This is a genomic window from Zhihengliuella halotolerans (genome assembly GCF_004217565.1).
Classification (GTDB): domain Bacteria; phylum Actinomycetota; class Actinomycetes; order Actinomycetales; family Micrococcaceae; genus Zhihengliuella; species Zhihengliuella halotolerans.
On the sequence record NZ_SHLA01000001.1, the window covers coordinates 875,754 to 892,304 of the forward strand.

General features: G+C 62.5%; 14 protein-coding genes and 1 pseudogene. 7 read left to right on the forward strand and 8 right to left on the reverse strand.

The window, feature by feature from the left end:
* The first annotated feature begins 114 nt into the window (after positions 1-114).
* From rpsA to EV380_RS16545, 3 genes are all read left to right on the forward strand, one after another.
* On the forward strand, positions 115-1,593 hold the full coding sequence (rpsA, locus tag EV380_RS03875; protein WP_102157489.1) for a 30S ribosomal protein S1: 1,479 nt from the start codon (positions 115-117) through the stop codon (positions 1,591-1,593).
* 90 nt (positions 1,594-1,683) lie between these two features.
* The gene (locus EV380_RS03880) at positions 1,684-2,214 is read left to right on the forward strand and encodes a DinB family protein (protein WP_102157490.1); all 531 of its coding nucleotides are present in this window, start codon (positions 1,684-1,686) and stop codon (positions 2,212-2,214) included.
* 278 nt (positions 2,215-2,492) lie between these two features.
* Positions 2,493-2,639: a hypothetical protein gene (locus tag EV380_RS16545; protein ID WP_165391881.1), complete on the forward strand. Its 147-nt coding sequence runs from the start codon at positions 2,493-2,495 to the stop codon at positions 2,637-2,639.
* On the opposite strand, the gene EV380_RS03885 is transcribed toward EV380_RS16545, so the two are convergent.
* Complete coding sequence (locus tag EV380_RS03885; protein ID WP_130449477.1) at positions 2,640-3,824, reverse strand: class I SAM-dependent methyltransferase; 1,185 nt, start codon at positions 3,822-3,824, stop codon at positions 2,640-2,642.
* A complete protein-coding gene (locus EV380_RS03890) occupies positions 3,821-4,510 on the reverse strand; it encodes a YigZ family protein (RefSeq protein WP_130449479.1) in 690 nt (229 codons plus the stop codon). Before EV380_RS03890 ends, EV380_RS03885 begins: the two co-directional genes overlap by 4 nt.
* A 51-nt stretch (positions 4,511-4,561) precedes the next feature.
* Here EV380_RS03890 and coaE point away from each other — a divergent pair, with 51 nt between their 5' ends.
* From coaE to EV380_RS03910, 4 genes are all read left to right on the forward strand, one after another.
* Positions 4,562-5,194 carry a dephospho-CoA kinase gene (coaE, locus tag EV380_RS03895; protein WP_102157494.1) on the forward strand — a complete coding sequence of 211 codons (633 nt, stop codon included), beginning with the start codon at positions 4,562-4,564 and terminating at the stop codon, positions 5,192-5,194.
* A gap of 17 nt (positions 5,195-5,211) precedes the next feature.
* On the forward strand, positions 5,212-5,514 hold the full coding sequence (locus EV380_RS03900) for a hypothetical protein (protein ID WP_207219301.1): 303 nt from the start codon (positions 5,212-5,214) through the stop codon (positions 5,512-5,514).
* Positions 5,515-5,585: 71 nt separating this feature from the next.
* Entirely contained in the window at positions 5,586-7,694 is a 2,109-nt protein-coding gene (uvrB, locus tag EV380_RS03905; protein ID WP_130449483.1) for an excinuclease ABC subunit UvrB, read from the forward strand.
* A 259-nt stretch (positions 7,695-7,953) separates the two neighbouring features.
* On the forward strand, positions 7,954-9,006 hold the full coding sequence (locus EV380_RS03910) for a TerC family protein (protein WP_130449485.1): 1,053 nt from the start codon (positions 7,954-7,956) through the stop codon (positions 9,004-9,006).
* A gap of 71 nt (positions 9,007-9,077) precedes the next feature.
* Here the strand turns inward: EV380_RS03910 and EV380_RS03915 are convergent.
* The 6 genes and pseudogenes from EV380_RS03915 to EV380_RS03945 all read right to left on the reverse strand — a co-directional run.
* Positions 9,078-9,347: pseudogene (locus EV380_RS03915) on the reverse strand (HhH-GDP family DNA glycosylase); the annotation flags it as partial.
* Positions 9,348-9,790: 443 nt separating this feature from the next.
* The gene (locus tag EV380_RS03920; protein ID WP_130449487.1) at positions 9,791-11,932 is read right to left on the reverse strand and encodes an RNA-directed DNA polymerase; all 2,142 of its coding nucleotides are present in this window, start codon (positions 11,930-11,932) and stop codon (positions 9,791-9,793) included.
* Entirely contained in the window at positions 11,923-13,350 is a 1,428-nt protein-coding gene (locus EV380_RS03925) for an RNA-directed DNA polymerase (protein ID WP_130449488.1), read from the reverse strand. Before EV380_RS03925 ends, EV380_RS03920 begins: the two co-directional genes overlap by 10 nt.
* 217 nt (positions 13,351-13,567) lie before the next feature.
* The gene (locus tag EV380_RS03935; protein ID WP_130449490.1) at positions 13,568-14,923 is read right to left on the reverse strand and encodes an alpha/beta fold hydrolase; all 1,356 of its coding nucleotides are present in this window, start codon (positions 14,921-14,923) and stop codon (positions 13,568-13,570) included.
* Positions 14,920-15,474, reverse strand: coding sequence for a GNAT family N-acetyltransferase (locus tag EV380_RS03940; RefSeq protein WP_130449492.1), 555 nt, complete (start codon positions 15,472-15,474; stop codon positions 14,920-14,922). The genes EV380_RS03935 and EV380_RS03940 overlap by 4 nt, the downstream gene beginning before the upstream one ends.
* Positions 15,475-15,570: 96 nt before the next feature.
* Positions 15,571-16,533 carry a COX15/CtaA family protein gene (locus EV380_RS03945; RefSeq protein WP_130449494.1) on the reverse strand — a complete coding sequence of 321 codons (963 nt, stop codon included), beginning with the start codon at positions 16,531-16,533 and terminating at the stop codon, positions 15,571-15,573.
* Positions 16,534-16,551 lie beyond the last annotated feature (18 nt).

Genomic DNA, 16,551 nt, shown 5'->3' on the forward strand with positions numbered 1-16,551 from the left:
GTGTGCGCTCGCGCGTGCCCGGAAGATGAGCACTAATTCAAGATCCACCTCGGAGCATGTCGGGACTTCCGGCTGCCCGACTGACGAAACTATCCACATCGGAGCCCCTACTACATGACCATCACCTCCAACGAGAAGACCGGTGCCCCCCAGGTCGCAATCAACGACATCGGCACCGCTGACGACTTCCTCGCGGCCATCGACGCCACCATCAAGTACTTCAACGATGGTGACCTCGTCGAGGGCACCGTCGTCAAGGTTGACCGCGACGAAGTTCTGCTCGACATCGGTTACAAGACCGAGGGTGTCATTCCTTCCCGCGAGCTTTCCATCAAGCACGACGTTGACCCGGGCGAAGTTGTCGCCGTCGGTGACAACGTCGAGGCCCTCGTCCTCACCAAGGAGGACAAGGAAGGCCGCTTGATCCTGTCCAAGAAGCGCGCTCAGTACGAGCGTGCCTGGGGCGATATCGAGAAGATCAAGGAAGAGGACGGCGTCGTTACCGGTACCGTCATCGAGGTGGTCAAGGGCGGCCTGATCCTGGACATCGGCCTGCGCGGCTTCCTGCCGGCATCGCTCGTCGAAATGCGCCGCGTTCGCGACCTGGCTCCGTACATCGGCCAGGAGATCGAAGCCAAGATCATCGAGCTGGACAAGAACCGCAACAACGTTGTGCTGTCCCGCCGTGCATGGCTCGAGCAGACCCAGTCCGAGGTCCGCTCCTCCTTCCTCAACAAGCTGGAGAAGGGGCAGGTCCGTCCGGGCGTCGTCTCCTCCATCGTCAACTTCGGTGCCTTCGTGGACCTGGGTGGCGTCGACGGCCTCGTGCACGTCTCCGAGCTGTCCTGGAAGCACATCGATCACCCGAACGAGGTTGTCGAGGTTGGCCAGGAAGTCACCGTCGAGGTCCTCGAGGTCGATCTGGACCGCGAGCGCGTTTCGCTGTCGCTGAAGGCTACGCAGGAAGATCCGTGGCAGACCTTCGCTCGTACGCACGCCCTGGGCCAGGTTGTCCCGGGTAAGGTCACCAAGCTGGTTCCGTTCGGTGCGTTCGTTCGCGTCGAAGACGGCATCGAGGGCCTGGTGCACATCTCCGAGCTGGCAGTCCGCCACGTTGAACTTGCCGAGCAGGTTGTCTCCGTCGGCGACGAGCTCTTCGTCAAGGTCATCGACATCGACCTCGAGCGTCGCCGCATCTCGCTGTCGCTGAAGCAGGCCAACGAGGGTGTCGACCCGGAGGGTACCGAGTTCGACCCGGCGCTCTACGGCATGGCAGCCGAGTACGACGACGAGGGCAACTACAAGTACCCGGAGGGCTTCGACCCGGAGACCAACGAGTGGCTCGACGGCTACGACGAGCAGCGTTCCGCTTGGGAGGCGCAGTACGCCGCCGCCCAGGAGCGTTGGGAAGCGCACAAGAAGCAGGTTGCTCAGCACCTCAACGACGACCGCGCTGCGGTCAACGAGGGCCCGGCCGAGACGACTGCTTCCACGTCCACCAGCTTCTCCTCGGACGCCCCGGTTGCCGACGCCGGCACCCTGGCTTCCGACGAGGCTCTCGCCGCACTGCGCGAGAAGCTCACTGGCAACTAAGGTCCGGTCGCTACCACGTAGCAACTGAACTGTAGGAGAATCCCCGCGACCGTTCTGGTCGCGGGGATTTTCTGCGTCTAGGCTGAATCCATGAATGAGCCGTCCACGCCCCTGCCACCCGACCCGCCCTACGATGCAGGGGAGCGGGAGATGCTCCTGAACTTCATCGAGTTCTATCGCGCCATCATGCTGCGCAAGGCCGAGGGGCTGACCCGAGACGAACTCGCCCGCACCGTGGAACCGAGCACCATGAGCCTGATCGGCATGATCAAACATCTGGCCTACGTGGAACACGAGTGGTTCACGCATCGCCTCGAAGGTCGCCCGATGGACGCGCCGTGGGCGAACGTCGACTGGGACAGCGACAACGACTGGGACTGGAACTCGGCCGCCGCGGATACGTGGGAAGACGTCGCCACGCTCTATCTGCGCGAAGTTGACCACTCGCGCGACATCATGGGAAGGCACAACGACCTCGAGGCGCCACTCGCGGTTACTACTAAAGACGGCCGTCCGATCAGCCTGCGCTGGATGCTGGTGCACCTTGTCGAAGAATATGCGCGGCACGCTGGGCACGCTGACCTGCTGCGCGAGGCAATCGACGGCAGCGTCGGGGATTGAAGAACCATGCGAGATGACCCGACTGCCCACGTCTCCTTATGGATCCCCGTGATGCGGGAGGACCGGGAGATTGTCGGCTACCTCCAACCAGGCGGGGAAGCCGCCGGCGAGCCGGACTACGACACACTGCAGCCGCGTGATGTGCTGGGACACCCGTCGGGGAGCCCGCCGATTTCCTGGCGGGTGAGGAACGGCTGCTTGAGCGCGGTATCGCCCATGTGGCGGGCGCGTGGCGGTTGTCCGCGACGTCGTCGGAGTCCGATGCCGGCGGTTCGTGGATGGCTTCAGATCTGACGATCGTCGGGATCTCGCCGGAGGGGATCATCGCCACCGACGCTCTCGCCGCGAAGTCCCTGACACCGGCCGTGCGGATCAGGATTCCCTGGCCGGACCTTGAACAGCGGCTGGTTCCCGTCTGCTCATGATCAGTGGCGTGTCCGCCGCGAGACCGTGACCGTGAACCTGGGATCTCGGTCGACCTGACGGGTCGGGCCGACGAGTCGTTCCAATTGTCCCCGATAACGCAGGTGGGAGTTCCAAACGCACCAGAGTTCGCCACCATCGGCCAAGACGCGGCCGGCGTCCGCGAAGAGCTTGAGAGCGATGCCCGCATGCACCGTGTTCCCCATATGGAACGGCGGGTTCAGGACGATCAGGTCCGCACTGCCCTCCGGTTGCCCGCTGAGCGCGTCGTCGCGGACCGCGCTGACGCGATCGGCAACTCCATTGGCGGCGGCGGTCGACCGCGTCGACAGAATGGCAGCCGCCGACTGATCGCACGCCAGGACCTTCAAGGCCGGGCGGGAGACCGCCAGGAAGGCCGCCAGGGTTCCGTTGCCGCACCCCAGATCAATGGCGAGGTCAGCGGTGCGTGCCTGCGCCAGCGCAGGCAGGAGTAGCCGCGTTCCCGGGTCCAGTTTGGCACCGCCGAAGGTGCCGCCGGTGGCCGTCAGAATCAGTTCGCGGTTCAGCCCGACGTCGTAGCTTGCGGTGTCCGGGACCGGCGGGCCGGGTGCGGGCCGCACGGCGCCGGAGGCCGTCAAGGCGCGGGCTTTGCGCCGGGCGAGGGAGGCATCGACGGACGAGAACGACTCGCCGAGCACGTCGTTCATGCTGCGGCTCATGTGCTTGACGCGACCGCCGGCCAGGAGGGTCACGTCGTCGTCCGCGAAGGTGGCGACGAGCCGGGCCCAGTCGCGCAGCTCGTCGAGGGAACGCGGCAACTGCATCACGACCAGACGGATTCCGTCGAGCAGGTCCCTGCCTAGGGATTCGAGGCTCCCATCGGCCGAAGGCTGGATGTGCCGGAAAGTGTCCGACAGCCCCAGCCGCTGGGCATTGGCGTCGATCGCCAACTGGGAAGCCAGCGGGTCAGTGTGCACCCTGTGGCCGGTGACGCCGGCGGCGGCGAGGCCGAGCGTCAGTGCGCCATACCGGTCGCCGATCACGGCGACCTCCTCGCCGCGGAGGGTGGCGGCGTCGGCGAGAGTCGTGGTGGCGATGTCCAGCAGGAGGTCGTCGGCGGAATCGTGGGCCTGGAGGTTGTCGGCCTCGACATCCGGCCAGCGACGCAGAGCTGCGAAGAGCGGTGCCCGATCCTGCCCGCTCACAGGTCGACCCACTCGGTCGCCCCGCGGCGCCACGAGGCGGCACCGGCAGTATGGGAGGCCAGATACGCGGAGAATGCGTCCTCGGCGTCAGCGGCGTCGGCCAGGGCGACGCGCACGCTGGCCTGCACCTGACCGTCGTCGCCGGGAGCGTAATCGACGCCGAGCACCTGGTGGCCCGACGTGCGCAGATCGTTCTCAAGGCGCGGAGCGATGGTCATGTCCGCGACGACGTCGTACAGCCGCATTCGTTGCCGGCGCACCAGACGCGCCCGGTCGAGCCCGGCCGAGACCGACTCGGAGTAGGCGCGCACGAGGCCGCCGGCACCCAGCAGGACCCCGCCGAAGTAGCGGACGACGACGGCGACGACGTCGGAGAGGTCAGAGTCTCCGTCGTGCGTCTCACGTCGCGTGAGTGCCTCGAGCATCGGTGCGCCGGCAGTGCCCGAGGGCTCGCCGTCGTCGTTGCTGCGCTGCACGTCCCGGTCGGCGCCCAGGACGAACGCGGTGCAGTGGTGGCGCGCGTCGAAGTGGGACTTGCGCAGTTCCGCGACCAGTTCACGCGCGGCGGCCTCGCTCTCGACGCGGCGCAGATAGGTGATGAAGCGCGAGCGTTTGATCTCGAGCTCGTGCACTACGTCGGCCCCGATCGTGGTGTAGCCGGTGGCTCTCGTCTCGCTCTGATTCACCCGGCCAGCCTACCGGGCGGCGGGCACTGGACGCTCGGTAGGGTAGAGGGCATGACTGAGCAGCGCGAGCACGTGATCGATGTCGGCCTCACCGGCGGCATCGCCTCGGGCAAGTCGACGGCCGCCGCCGAGCTGGCCGCACTCGGGGCGACCGTGATCGACGCGGACGCGCTGGCCCGGCAGGTCGTCGCGCCCGGCAGTGAGGGGCTGGCCGAGGTGGTTTCCGCCTTCGGCGAGAGCGTCTTGACCGCAGCTGGAGAGATGGACCGGGCGGCCGTCGGCCAACTGGTCTTCGGTGACGCCGACGCCAGGGAGCGGCTCAACGGGATCATCCACCCGCGTGTGCGGTCGGAGGCCACCCGGTTGCGACGCGAGGCGATCGCGGCCGCGGACGGCGGCCGGGCCGTCGTCGTGCAGGACATCCCCCTGCTCGTCGAGACGGGGCAGGCCGAGCGATTCGACGTCGTGATCGTCGTGCAGGCGCCCATCGAGGAGCGCGTGCGCCGCATGGCGTCCGACCGCGGGATGACTGAGGCCGACGCGCGGGCGCGCATCGACGCGCAGGCGACCGACGACGAGCGCGCGGCCGTCGCCGACGTGGTGTTGCGCAACGACTCGACGCGCGAGGATCTGATCCGGGCCGTCCGGACCGTGTGGCGCGAGTTGACGGGAGACCCGGCGTGAGTCGGGCAGGCGGGGCAGTGCCCTTCGAATTCGGGGCGGGCATGAAATGGGTACGGCGCCTGTTCCTCGTCGCGGCCGCGCTCTTGGCCGGCTGGCTCCTTGTCTGGCTCGGGTTCGGCGGGCGTGCGGACTTCGTCGCGGGCGAGCCGTACGGGGCCTCCGTCGCGGTGGGCGCGTGGCTCGGGTTTTCGGCGGTGGCCGTGGCTGCCGTGGCGGGCGTGATCTTCGCCCAGCAGCTCGTCATGGCCATCCTGGGCAGGATCGACGCGGGGCCGTTGTTCCCCGGGCTGCTGGGCAGGCGGGGCCGTCGTCGTCCGTAGGCGATTTCGCCTTCGAAGAAAAGTTCGAGGCATCGGGTGTCTCGGGCACCGGCTAGGGGTAGCCTAGGGGCATGAGCCTTGCCCACGACATCCAACGCGTCGTCGCCCCGTTCGAGGTCGTCAGCGAGTTTGAGCCGGCCGGGGACCAGCCGACGGCCATCGCCGAACTGACCGAGCGCATCAACGCCGGTGAGAAGGACGTCGTGCTCCTCGGCGCCACCGGAACCGGCAAGTCGGCGACGACGGCGTGGCTCGTCGAACAGCTCCAACGCCCCACGCTCGTCATGGTTCAGAACAAAACGCTGGCCGCGCAATTGGCGAACGAGTTCCGCGAGCTGCTCCCGAACAACGCCGTCGAATACTTCGTCTCCTACTACGACTACTACCAGCCGGAGGCGTACGTCCCGCAGACGGATACCTTCATCGAGAAGGACTCCTCCGTCAACGAAGAGGTCGAACGGCTGCGCCACTCCGCGACGAACGCGCTGCTGACGCGACGGGACGTCATCGTCGTCGCGACGGTCTCCTGCATCTACGGTCTCGGCACACCAGAGGAATACGTCTCCGGGATGGTGACCCTGAAGAAGGGCATGGAGATGAACCGGGACGACATGCTCCGGCACTTCGTGAACATGCAGTACGCGCGCAACGACATGGATTTCCAGCGCGGCACCTTCCGCGTACGGGGCGACACGGTCGAGATCATCCCGGTCTATGAGGAACTGGCCGTCCGCATCGAGTTCTTCGGTGACGAGATCGAGAACATCTACACACTGCACCCGCTGACGGGCGAGATCGTCCGAGAAGAAGACGAGATGTACGTGTTCCCGGCCAGCCACTATGTGGCCGGTCCCGAGCGAATGAACCGCGCCATCACGCAGATCGAAGACGAGCTCCGGGTTCGACTCGAGGAGCTGGAGGGGCAGAACAAGCTCGTCGAGGCCCAGCGGCTGCGAATGCGTACGACCTACGACCTCGAGATGATGCAGCAGATGGGCTTCTGCAACGGCATCGAGAACTATTCGCGCCATATCGACGGCCGAGCCGGCGGGTCCGCTCCGCACTGCCTCCTGGACTACTTCCCGGACGACTTCCTGCTCGTGGTTGACGAGTCGCACGTGACGATTCCGCAGATCGGTGCCATGTACGAGGGCGACATGTCGCGCAAGCGCACGCTCGTCGAGCACGGTTTCCGGCTGCCGTCCGCCATGGACAACCGGCCGCTGAAGTGGGACGAGTTCCTCGAGCGCATCGGCCAGACCGTCTACCTCTCGGCGACCCCGGGCAAGTTCGAGCTGGGGCAGTCCTCGGGTGTCGTGGAACAGATCATCCGGCCGACAGGGCTGGTCGACCCCGAGATCAAGGTCAAGCCGACGAAGGGCCAGATCGACGACCTCCTGGGGGAGATCCGCGAGCGTACCGAGCGCGACGAGCGCATTCTCGTCACGACGCTGACGAAGCGCATGGCCGAGGACCTCACCGGGTATCTGACCGAACACGGGGTGAAGGTCGAATACCTGCACTCCGACGTCGACACGCTCCGCCGAGTCGAGCTGCTGCGCGAGCTTCGCATGGGGACCTTCGACGTCCTGGTCGGCATTAACCTGCTGCGCGAGGGGCTCGACCTGCCGGAGGTCTCCCTCGTCGCCATTCTCGACGCCGACAAGGAGGGTTTCCTGCGTTCGGGTACCTCGCTGATTCAGACGATTGGCCGCGCCGCCCGTAACGTCAACGGCCAGGTGCACATGTACGCCGACCGGATCACGGATTCGATGCGCAAGGCGATCGATGAGACTGACCGACGTCGTGAAATCCAGGTCGCCCACAACAAAGAGCGAGGCGTCGACCCGCAGCCGCTGCGCAAGAGAATCGCGGACATCACCGATCAGCTGGCTCGCGAGGTCGCCGATACCAAGGCGTTGCTCGAGGAGTTCGATTACGGCAAGGGCAAGCGCGGTATCAACGCGACCAAGACCGATTCCCAGCGCAGTATCGAGCCGGGCAAACGGAAGCTGGCGGCGGCCCCCGCGGAGGACCTCGGCGAGCTCATCGCGCAGATGACCGAACAGATGCACGCCGCCGCAGCGGACCTCCAGTTCGAGCTCGCGGCGCGCCTGCGTGACGAGCTGAGCGACCTCAAGAAGGAGCTGCGCCAGATGAAGGAGGCGGGCCACGCCTAGGGTGCGCGATGCGTCTCGTGGGAATCATGGGATAGAATTGAGCGCACGTAGGGGAGTATCCCGAACATTGCGAACGTCAACACGCTGACCTGCCAACGAAGGCGCTCGGCCCGGAAGGGTCGTGATCAGCCGGGCGCAATGGCCGATCCTGTCGACGCCGCCGCGGATGCGGTGGCCGGTCGTGGGCGGCGGAGAGACTTGCGGCACTGTGTTGTCCCTGCAGCGGCCGCCATGGCGGTCGCCCTACGAAAGGTAGTCTGTGTCAGATCAGCTGACCTTAGGCTTCGAAGTCGTCTCGCTGACGGTCCTCGGCCTCATCCTGCTCTTCGACCTCCTCTACGTGGTCAAGCGCCCCCACGAACCCTCCATGAAGGAAGCTGGCCTCTGGGTCGGTTTCTACGTGACCCTGGCCCTCGTCTTCGCCGGCCTCATGTACTGGCAGGCGGGCCCTGACTACGGCAAGCAATTCGTCGCCGGCTGGGTCACCGAGTACAGCCTGAGCGTCGACAACCTCTTCGTCTTCATCATCATCATGGCGCGCTTCTCCGTGCCGCGGAAGTACCAGCAGGAGGTGCTGATGTTCGGCATCATCATCGCTCTGATCCTGCGCGGCATCTTCATCCTCATCGGCGCCACCGTCATCGAACACTTCACCTGGGTGTTCTACCTTTTCGGCATCTTCCTGCTCTGGACCGCCTGGCACCAGCTCAAGGATCAGGGCGAGGATGAGGAAGCCGGAGCCAACAACGGCCTGGTGGCGCGCCTGACCCGCAAACTCCCCATCAGCGACAGCTACGACGGCAACAAGCTGCGCACCACGGTCGACGGCCGCAAGATGTTCACGCCCATGGTCATGGTCTTCATCACGATCGGCATGACCGACCTGATGTTCGCGATCGACTCCATCCCCGCGATCTTCGGCCTGACCCAGAGCGCGTTCATCGTCTTCACCGCCAACATCTTCGCCCTGATGGGTCTGCGCCAGCTGTACTTCCTGCTGGGTGGATTGATGGACCGGCTGATCTACCTCAAGCACGGGCTCTCGTTCATCCTCGCGTTCATCGGCGTGAAGCTCATCTTCCACGCGCTGAACCACAACGAGCTGCCGTTCGTGAACAACGGGGAGAACATCGAGTGGGTCCCGGACATCTCGACGAACCTGTCGCTGGTCGTCATCCTGTCGACAATCGTCATCGCCACCGCAGCCTCGCTGCTGTCCAAGAAGGGCCGCGAAGCCGCGACCATCGCTCAGGAAGCCAAGGCCGTCAAGGAAGCCGAGGAGGCCGAGCAGGCCAACGCGGACGAGAAGTAGCCGCTGGCAACGCGAAAGCCGTGTGGCCGCCCTGTCCAAGGTGGCCACACGGCTTTCGTCGCGTCTGGCGTCTACTTCTTGACGGCCTTGGCCGCTGCCTTCATGGCCTTCTTGTTCTGGCGCACCCGCTGCAGCGAGGCGTCGTCGACGATGTCCGCGACCGACATGTCGGCCCCGTCCGCGCCGTAGGCGCCGGCGGCCTCCTGCCAGCCCGTCGCCGTCAGGCCGCGCTGCTTGCCGAGCAGGGCCAGGAAGATCCGGGCCTCCTGGTCGCCGAATCCGGGCAGTGCCTTGAGCCGCTTCAGGATCTGCTTGCCGTCGGGGTCGCCCTCAGTCCATAGGTTCTCAACCTTGGCCGGCTCACCACAAGCGAAGGTGTAGCAGGAGCATGATGTCTCAGGACATCGTGAACGGTTGTGTCTCGGAGGGGCTGCACGGCAGGGACGTGTCCACGATGTGTTGAGACTTCACATAGCAGGAGCATGAGTGGGGACTGCTGTTCGGGCCGGACTGGTCCGGAAAATCTAGACGAACTCGCCAGCCTTCAGAACAGCGAGCACCCCGGGTCGAGCGTCCCGACGGGGTCGGCGAACGCAGACTCCATCGTCGTCCGGTGGTGCCACATGATGAAACCGCCGGTGGTGGTCGCATCGCGTAGGGACCGTCCAACAACCACCACCAGCGCAGGCCGAAGCCCGGTATCATTGTGTGTTCCAGGAGTCAGACTCCTCAGCGGGTGCCGCCCGATGCTCAGCTAACGAAGACGCTAGCTGAGGGTCAAGTCCTAGTATATGAACTGAGCCTCCTTCTCGTAAAGTGAGCTGTCGAAATCATCGCCAGTCCACGAATAGGGCTGTATTGCAGTGCCTTCAGTCACAGCGTCAATGAGAAGCCTTCGGAGAAAGCGTGTGACCGCGGCCGGCTTCGCTCCAGGTAGGAACCAGTCCGAGATTAGCTGGCGGAGCCATGGTTGATTGAGAATTCTAAGCCGTTCCTCTACGTCCAGGAATGGACATGTAGCAATGGCTAGAATGTACAACTCCTGCGAGGCATGACTCTTTATTACATTATATGGGATGTAGCTATCCGAAAGGATACTCTCCGCGATCTGAATAGACCTATTGATTATTCTTGTTCTGGTTTCTTCGTCAGAACCGTCGAGCTGGAGGAAGAACTTCATCGCACTCAGGTGTAGCAGCAGCGGCGCTTGGTTGGATTTAGCGTTATTGCGGCTAATGGAAGTAGACTCCAGTTTAGTGATCAAACTTGCGGCAGAACGTGAACTAGATGAGTACTTTACAGAACTGGCCGTCGCAAGTGACAGGAAATGACAGAGCTCGATTTCTGAGTTCGCTGATTCACTAAGCCGATGAATAGATTTCTGAATCGAAAATCTCAAATTCTCGTTGGCGCGGATTTTCAATAGATTTTGTTCGCGCTCGGTTAGTCGTGAGCAGTAAGAAGAGAAAAATGAGAAGATTCTAAGAATTCTCACAATTTTCATGGCCGACGATACCGATGGGTGAGACAGGTATTGGTTGAGCATGCTGTGGGCGAAGTCCCATGAGTAGTTTTGGAGCTCAAGCGCCTCATCGTATGACTCGATACGGACAGTTCGCTTACCAATGAACTTCCTTAACCGCCTCTCAATGTGAGACAGCGACGTGCCAATAGTAGCCGCATCATTTTCACTGCCGATCAGGAGCGACTTGAGCTCAATACCAATGTCCCTGGAATCGTAGTCTGGCAAGGAACCCTCAAATGGAAGAGAAGACTTCAAGAATAACTTGAGCCGGGCTTTCCGTGCCGAAATCTCAGTTGTGAAAGGCGTAACGTAGTCACGTGTTTTTGTCTCGTTGATTGCAAATCGGTGCTCCGTTAGCACTTCCGAAACAGCATGAGAGACTGTGTCAATATCGGACATATCCGATGCGAACAAGAAGTAGTCATCGACATAGCGGAGAATCTCGAATGAGGACTGTTTTAAGCCGTACTCCCGTAGGCGAGACTTTATTTTCTGATCGAGTGACTGGAAAATAATCTCTGCGAAAACTCGAGATGCCTCGGGGCCGATACAGATTCCGTGAGTCTCGCCCCAATTGCATGATTGCATCACCTTGTCAAAAGTGCGACCTAGATCCAAGTAGTCATTATACGACCTTGATTTCCTAAGGTGCAATTTGCTCAGGGAGTCGGTACCCGTGCTCCATGCAAAAGAATGAGTGTAGATACTCCTAAAGCAGTTTGTGACATCGAGCCGCCTCATGAACCGCCAGTGTGCTTCCAGAGCCTGCCATTTACTCGAGTCATAAAACTGACCCACAAATGCATGGTCCGCGTAGACAAAATAGGAATTATATGTACCTAGGGTGCGTCCAGCTGTTTCAACAGAGATTATTGGATCTGTCCTTGGGACTATAAACTGACTATTGAGATTCTTTCCGTACGAATTAACTTTCAAAGGGTGACGCAGGGAACTCGAATCCGCATTTGCATAGTAGAGCAGCGCATCTTTTCGTGTGTAATACAAGTATGCGATCGAAACTTGTGAAGAGAGGGCCAATATATCTAGTTCGCGCGTCCTGAGCCGATCGCGCCTTACAATAAAGGACGCGGGCGCACGCCAATCGGGGACTTTGAACAGCAGTGGTGAATCGACTACAACGCGAGGTGAACTATTTTTCGACGCATGTGTCGGTAGTAGCGTCGTTAGATCTGTTGAGTTCTTAGAGCTAAGTAGTGCAAGGACGAGGAGATCGCTTGTGTCCCGCGGGCGGAAGTGTATTCCCTTCGAGTCAACACGGGAAGATCTAGCATCTATCCAGTCGTAGAGCCATTTTGAGCTAACCTCCAGTGGAAGTTCGTAGGGTAGGCATTCTGTGAGAAGCGCGCGTAGGGGTGATGTTTTGCTATTTTTTAGTTCCACAGGACTCTCCTTGCCGCAGCTCTGTCCTCATCCGATTTATGCGGAAGAGCGACAGAGTGAAAAATTTGTTTCGTGCTTAGAAATTTCTCCGCAAATTCTGTCATGTCTTGATTTCTGTGGACTATTTGCTTGCAACAGGGACATACGTGGGGAGAACCACTGGAGCTACGAAATCTTGCGAAACGCGTTTCAGTATAACTTCTCGCCGTGTTGATGAAACCAGTAAGGTTGGGCTGTAGGGTATGTCTTCCACGTGCGAATCTTGCGTTATATGCCAAGCCTGTGACGATGCGTAGTGAGTCCCCGTCCGACTCCGAAGCATGTGGCATAAGCAGGTACTCGAACAGCAAAAAGTAGAAATCCACCGCCTTCGGACTTGCCCAGCAGTCCACTGAGTCAGCATATTTTTCTAGCCTGTCAAGAGCCGTCCGGAGGCGCGTCGATTTTTTATTGTCAATATCGATCGACTCGAGTTGCGATTGTTCCTTCGAGAATCGAAAACTATAACCTAGGTATTCGATGAAAGTCGGGATATTGCTTGGGTGGGTTACAGACGTGAATTTACTACTGTTGATTTCGAGCCCTAGCGACAGAAGTTCGCTCCGGACGGTGGTTTCAATATGATCTGCGTTGGCTGCGTCGCAAATAATAAGGACGTCGTCAACATATCTGAGATAGACGGCGACTGAGGTATCTCGTTTGAGACGCGCATCGAAATTCTCGAGAAAAATCTCGGATAGAACCGCAGATGAAGGAACTCCTTGAGGCACTCCTTGGTCTACTTCGTATACGCGATTATATGCCCCCAGGATCGAGCGGACATGTTTGTTTACGTAGCTTGGTATTCCTGCGTGAGATTCAATCTTATCGAGTAGGAGATGATGTGGGATCGACGCATAAAATTCTCGAATATCGAAGCGAATAATGGCCCGCCTGGCAGGCTGATCGTTTTTTGGGCCTCGTGCCATTTCCAGCGCGTCAATGAGTGTGCGAATGATTTGATCTCGGCCAACCGTGCGAATTCGAAATGAGTCTGCGAGCCTCATCGCGCAGTACCTATCGAACACGGCTTGGATTGACTTACCCTTGTTCAGGGTAGTTATCTGGCGTCCAACACTGCTATGTTTCTTTAGCCTTATGCGATCAGGTTGGCCAATAATGTAGTCCTCAAGCTGCTCTGCGAGCTTTAGTAGGAAAGCGTTCTCTGCTTCTCTCTTTTCTTCTATTTTTGCGCGGAGTTCTTTTTCTATCAGAGGTTTTTGGGATGCCGTTGCGAGCTCGGCTGATTCTCGAAGTTTGATGATGGCAGTATTAAAGTGGTTTGTTAGGGCGGCGTGCTCTGGTATAAGATTCTTTTTTCTCTGCTGTCTAAAGACTAGTCGCTTCACGTCTTGCAGAGTCGGCAGTGCGTCTCTCATAGAATTTCATTTCCCCTCAATGAAATATGATGAAGGTCTCGTTTGGGGCGGACGGTCGAATATCAATTTCGCTAGTGCCAGTTTTAGGTAACGCGTCGCTGCACTGCGATTGGTGGATGGCTAAGCTAGTTGTGGTGCAGGAGCACACCAATCAGTAGCGCCAGCGGGTCGCGGTCCAGCAGGTCGTCGGCTTCGGGATCTCCGGTGATGTGCAGGCTCACGGGGTGTCTCCTTCGCGTGGTTCCGGCGTCGTCATGGACAGCAGGCGCGCGAAGATTCCCGCGCCGTCGTCCGCGATTCCGTCGTGGTGGAATTCGTCGGTCTCCCAGACGCGCAGTCCGCGCACGCGCGAGGCGGTTTCGAGGCTGAGGTCCCGGTCCACGTAGACATCGTCGGTGTAGACGGCGGCGGCGACCGGCACCGTGTTGGTGGCCAGGACGTCGAGGTCGTACAGGTCCGGCCAGTCCTCGATTCCGGCGACTTCTTCGGCGACCTCCCGCAGGGGAGCGAGTGCCGGGTCCTCGGAGAAGAACCACGGGTAGACCATCTCGCCGGTCAGCAGCGGGTGTCCTGCCGTGGGCAGGAAGTCTGCGAACTCGTGCACAACCCGCTCAGCGGCCCACGACTTGGCGACCGTACCGTCGTCGTTCCGCCCGTGGCCGGACTGCCCGTAGATCGACTCGTGCATGAGCGCGTAGAGCGGGTTCACCAGGCGGGAGGCCTGGGCCTGGAGGGTGCTGAGGAAGGCGTCGGAGAGCCGCGGGCCGTCGACGGTCTCGACGAAGGCCTGCTCGAGGGCGAAGTGCAGCTGGTGGACACGCGAGTTGCCACCGAAATATTGCCCGAGCATCTGGACGAGGCCGCGCGTGACGGGCCGCCCGTCGGGGAGAGTTTCGGCGACTGAGTCGACGTGCGCGAAGACGCGGTCGATCGTTGCCCGGTCCTCGGGGTACCAGCCGAAGTACTCGGCATTGCGGGCCGCCATGCGGGCGTATGTGTGCCGGTAGACGCGATCGGCGTGGCCGGTCAGCGCGGCCAGGCCGCCGGTCACGAGGCAGCGTTCCAGGCCCTCGGGGGCCAGTGACAGGTACGAGAGCGTGATGAAGCCGCCGTAGCTCTGGCCCAGCGTCGTCCAGCGCTCAACGCCCAGGGCCCGACGCATCGCCTCGGCGTCGCGGACGATCGAATCCGCGCGGAAGTGCCGCAGGTACTCGGTCTGGGCCGTGACGCCGCCGCGCAGCGGCAGGCTCTGGCGACTGACGGGGGCGCTCAGGCCGGTGCCGCGCTGGTCCAGCAACAGGACGCGGAATGACTTCGCGGCCTCGCCGATCCAACCCGAGAGCGAGGTGACGCGGGGACCGGCGCCACCCGGCCCGCCCTGCAGGAAGAGGAGCCAGGGCAGTGCAGCGGAATTCTCGACGTCGTTCGCGACGACTTCCCGGGCGAAGATCCTGATCTGTTCGCCGGACGGGTCGGCGTGATCGAGCGGGACGTCGAAGTAGTGCTCGGTCGCGCGCAGTCCGCGATAGCTGTGGACGGCGGCGACGTGGTGCGCGCTCGTCTGGAGGCTCATTCCGAGGGTTCTTCTGCGAGGGCCTTCGGCGCGTGCGCAGCAACCGCGGTGAGCGCCTCGCCGTGGAGTCGGCGCGTGGTCCAGCCACTCATCGAGTCGGCGCCGATCGCGTCGTAGAAGCCGATCGCGAGCTCGTTCCAGTCCAGCACGGCCCATTCAAGGCGCGCGTAGTCCCGCTCGACGGCGAGCTGCGCCAGCGTGGCCAGAAGGGCCTTGCCGTGCCCGTTCTTCCGCGCGGACGGCCGGACGTAGAGGTCCTCGAGGTGGATACCGTGCACGCCCTCCCACGTGGAGTAGTTCAGGAACCAGATCGCCATTCCGACGACGGCCGGATCGCCGGCGGAGGCGCCGTCGTCGTCCGTCGGGGTCTCCTCGGCGACATGGGCGAAGACCTTGGGATCGGGCCCGAAGAGGTGCTCGTGCAGCAGGGCGCCGGTATTCCGCACGGCGTCGGGCTCGCGTTCGTATTCGGCCAGCTCGGTGATCAGGGCCAGCAGGACGGGGACGTCGCGCGGCTCGGCTGGGCGGATCCGGCACGTGTTTTGACTCATTGCTTACTTCCTATTCGCGGGACGCGACGCGTGGCGGCCGGAGCCGCTGCGTCGGAGGTGCTCGGCCCGATCCTAGCGCGGTCGAGCGCGGCGCGCTTAGAGGGGGAAGCGGCCTGTCGCCCGATCCCAGACATTCGCGGCGGCCGCGGCGAGGAGCGCGGATCCGAGCATGTGCACCAGGACCAGGCCGATCGGCAGGCCCGTGAAGTGCTGCCAGTAGCCGATGCCTCCCTGCGCCACCAGGACGAGTACGAGCAGCAGGAGGCCGCGGCGCAGCCCCTGCAACGGCGCGTCCGTCCCCGGCAGGCGACGCAGGACCAGCACGACGGCGGCGAGGGTCGCGGCAAGCAGAACGTAGACGGGCGCGGTGTGCAGGCGGGTGACGATCTCCGGGTCGAACGCGTGGCGCGGTGCTTCGGAGTCGCCTGCGTGCGGGCCGGTGCCCGTGACGATCGTCCCCAGGACGAGCGCGGCCGCGGCGGAGGCCAGGATTGCCCAGCCCAGCGCCGCGAGCCCCGCGGGCGGGGAGAGGGGAGCGAGGCGCTCCTGACCGTGTCGGCGCATGTGCGTGCGGTTCACCAGCAGCGTTGCGAATCCGACGACGGTCGCGGAGACGAGGAAATGCAGGCCCACGACCCACGGGTTCAGGTCGGTCCACACGGTGATGCCGCCGATGAACGCCTGCGCGGGGATGACGCCGAGCAGGCCGAGAGCCAGGCGGAACAGCGTCGGATGGCTCCGGCGCATGTTCCAGAGGGAGACGATCATGGCGACGGCGATGGCTGCGAGCACGAACGTCAGGACGCGGTTTCCGAACTCGATCACCCCGTGGATGCCCATTTCCGGAGTGGGGGTCATGGAGCCGGGCATGCAGTTGGGCCACTCGGAGCAGCCCAGTCCGGACTCCGTGAGCCGCACCGCGCCGCCCGTGACGATGATCCCGATCTGGGAGGCGAGCGAGGCGATGGCGAGTGCGTGCACACCCCTGCCCACGCGGGTCGGCAGGCGCTCAGCCCAGGTGGACAGGCGGTCTGTCCAGGTGGAGGCGGTGGAACTCATGATGTGACTCCGATCGAA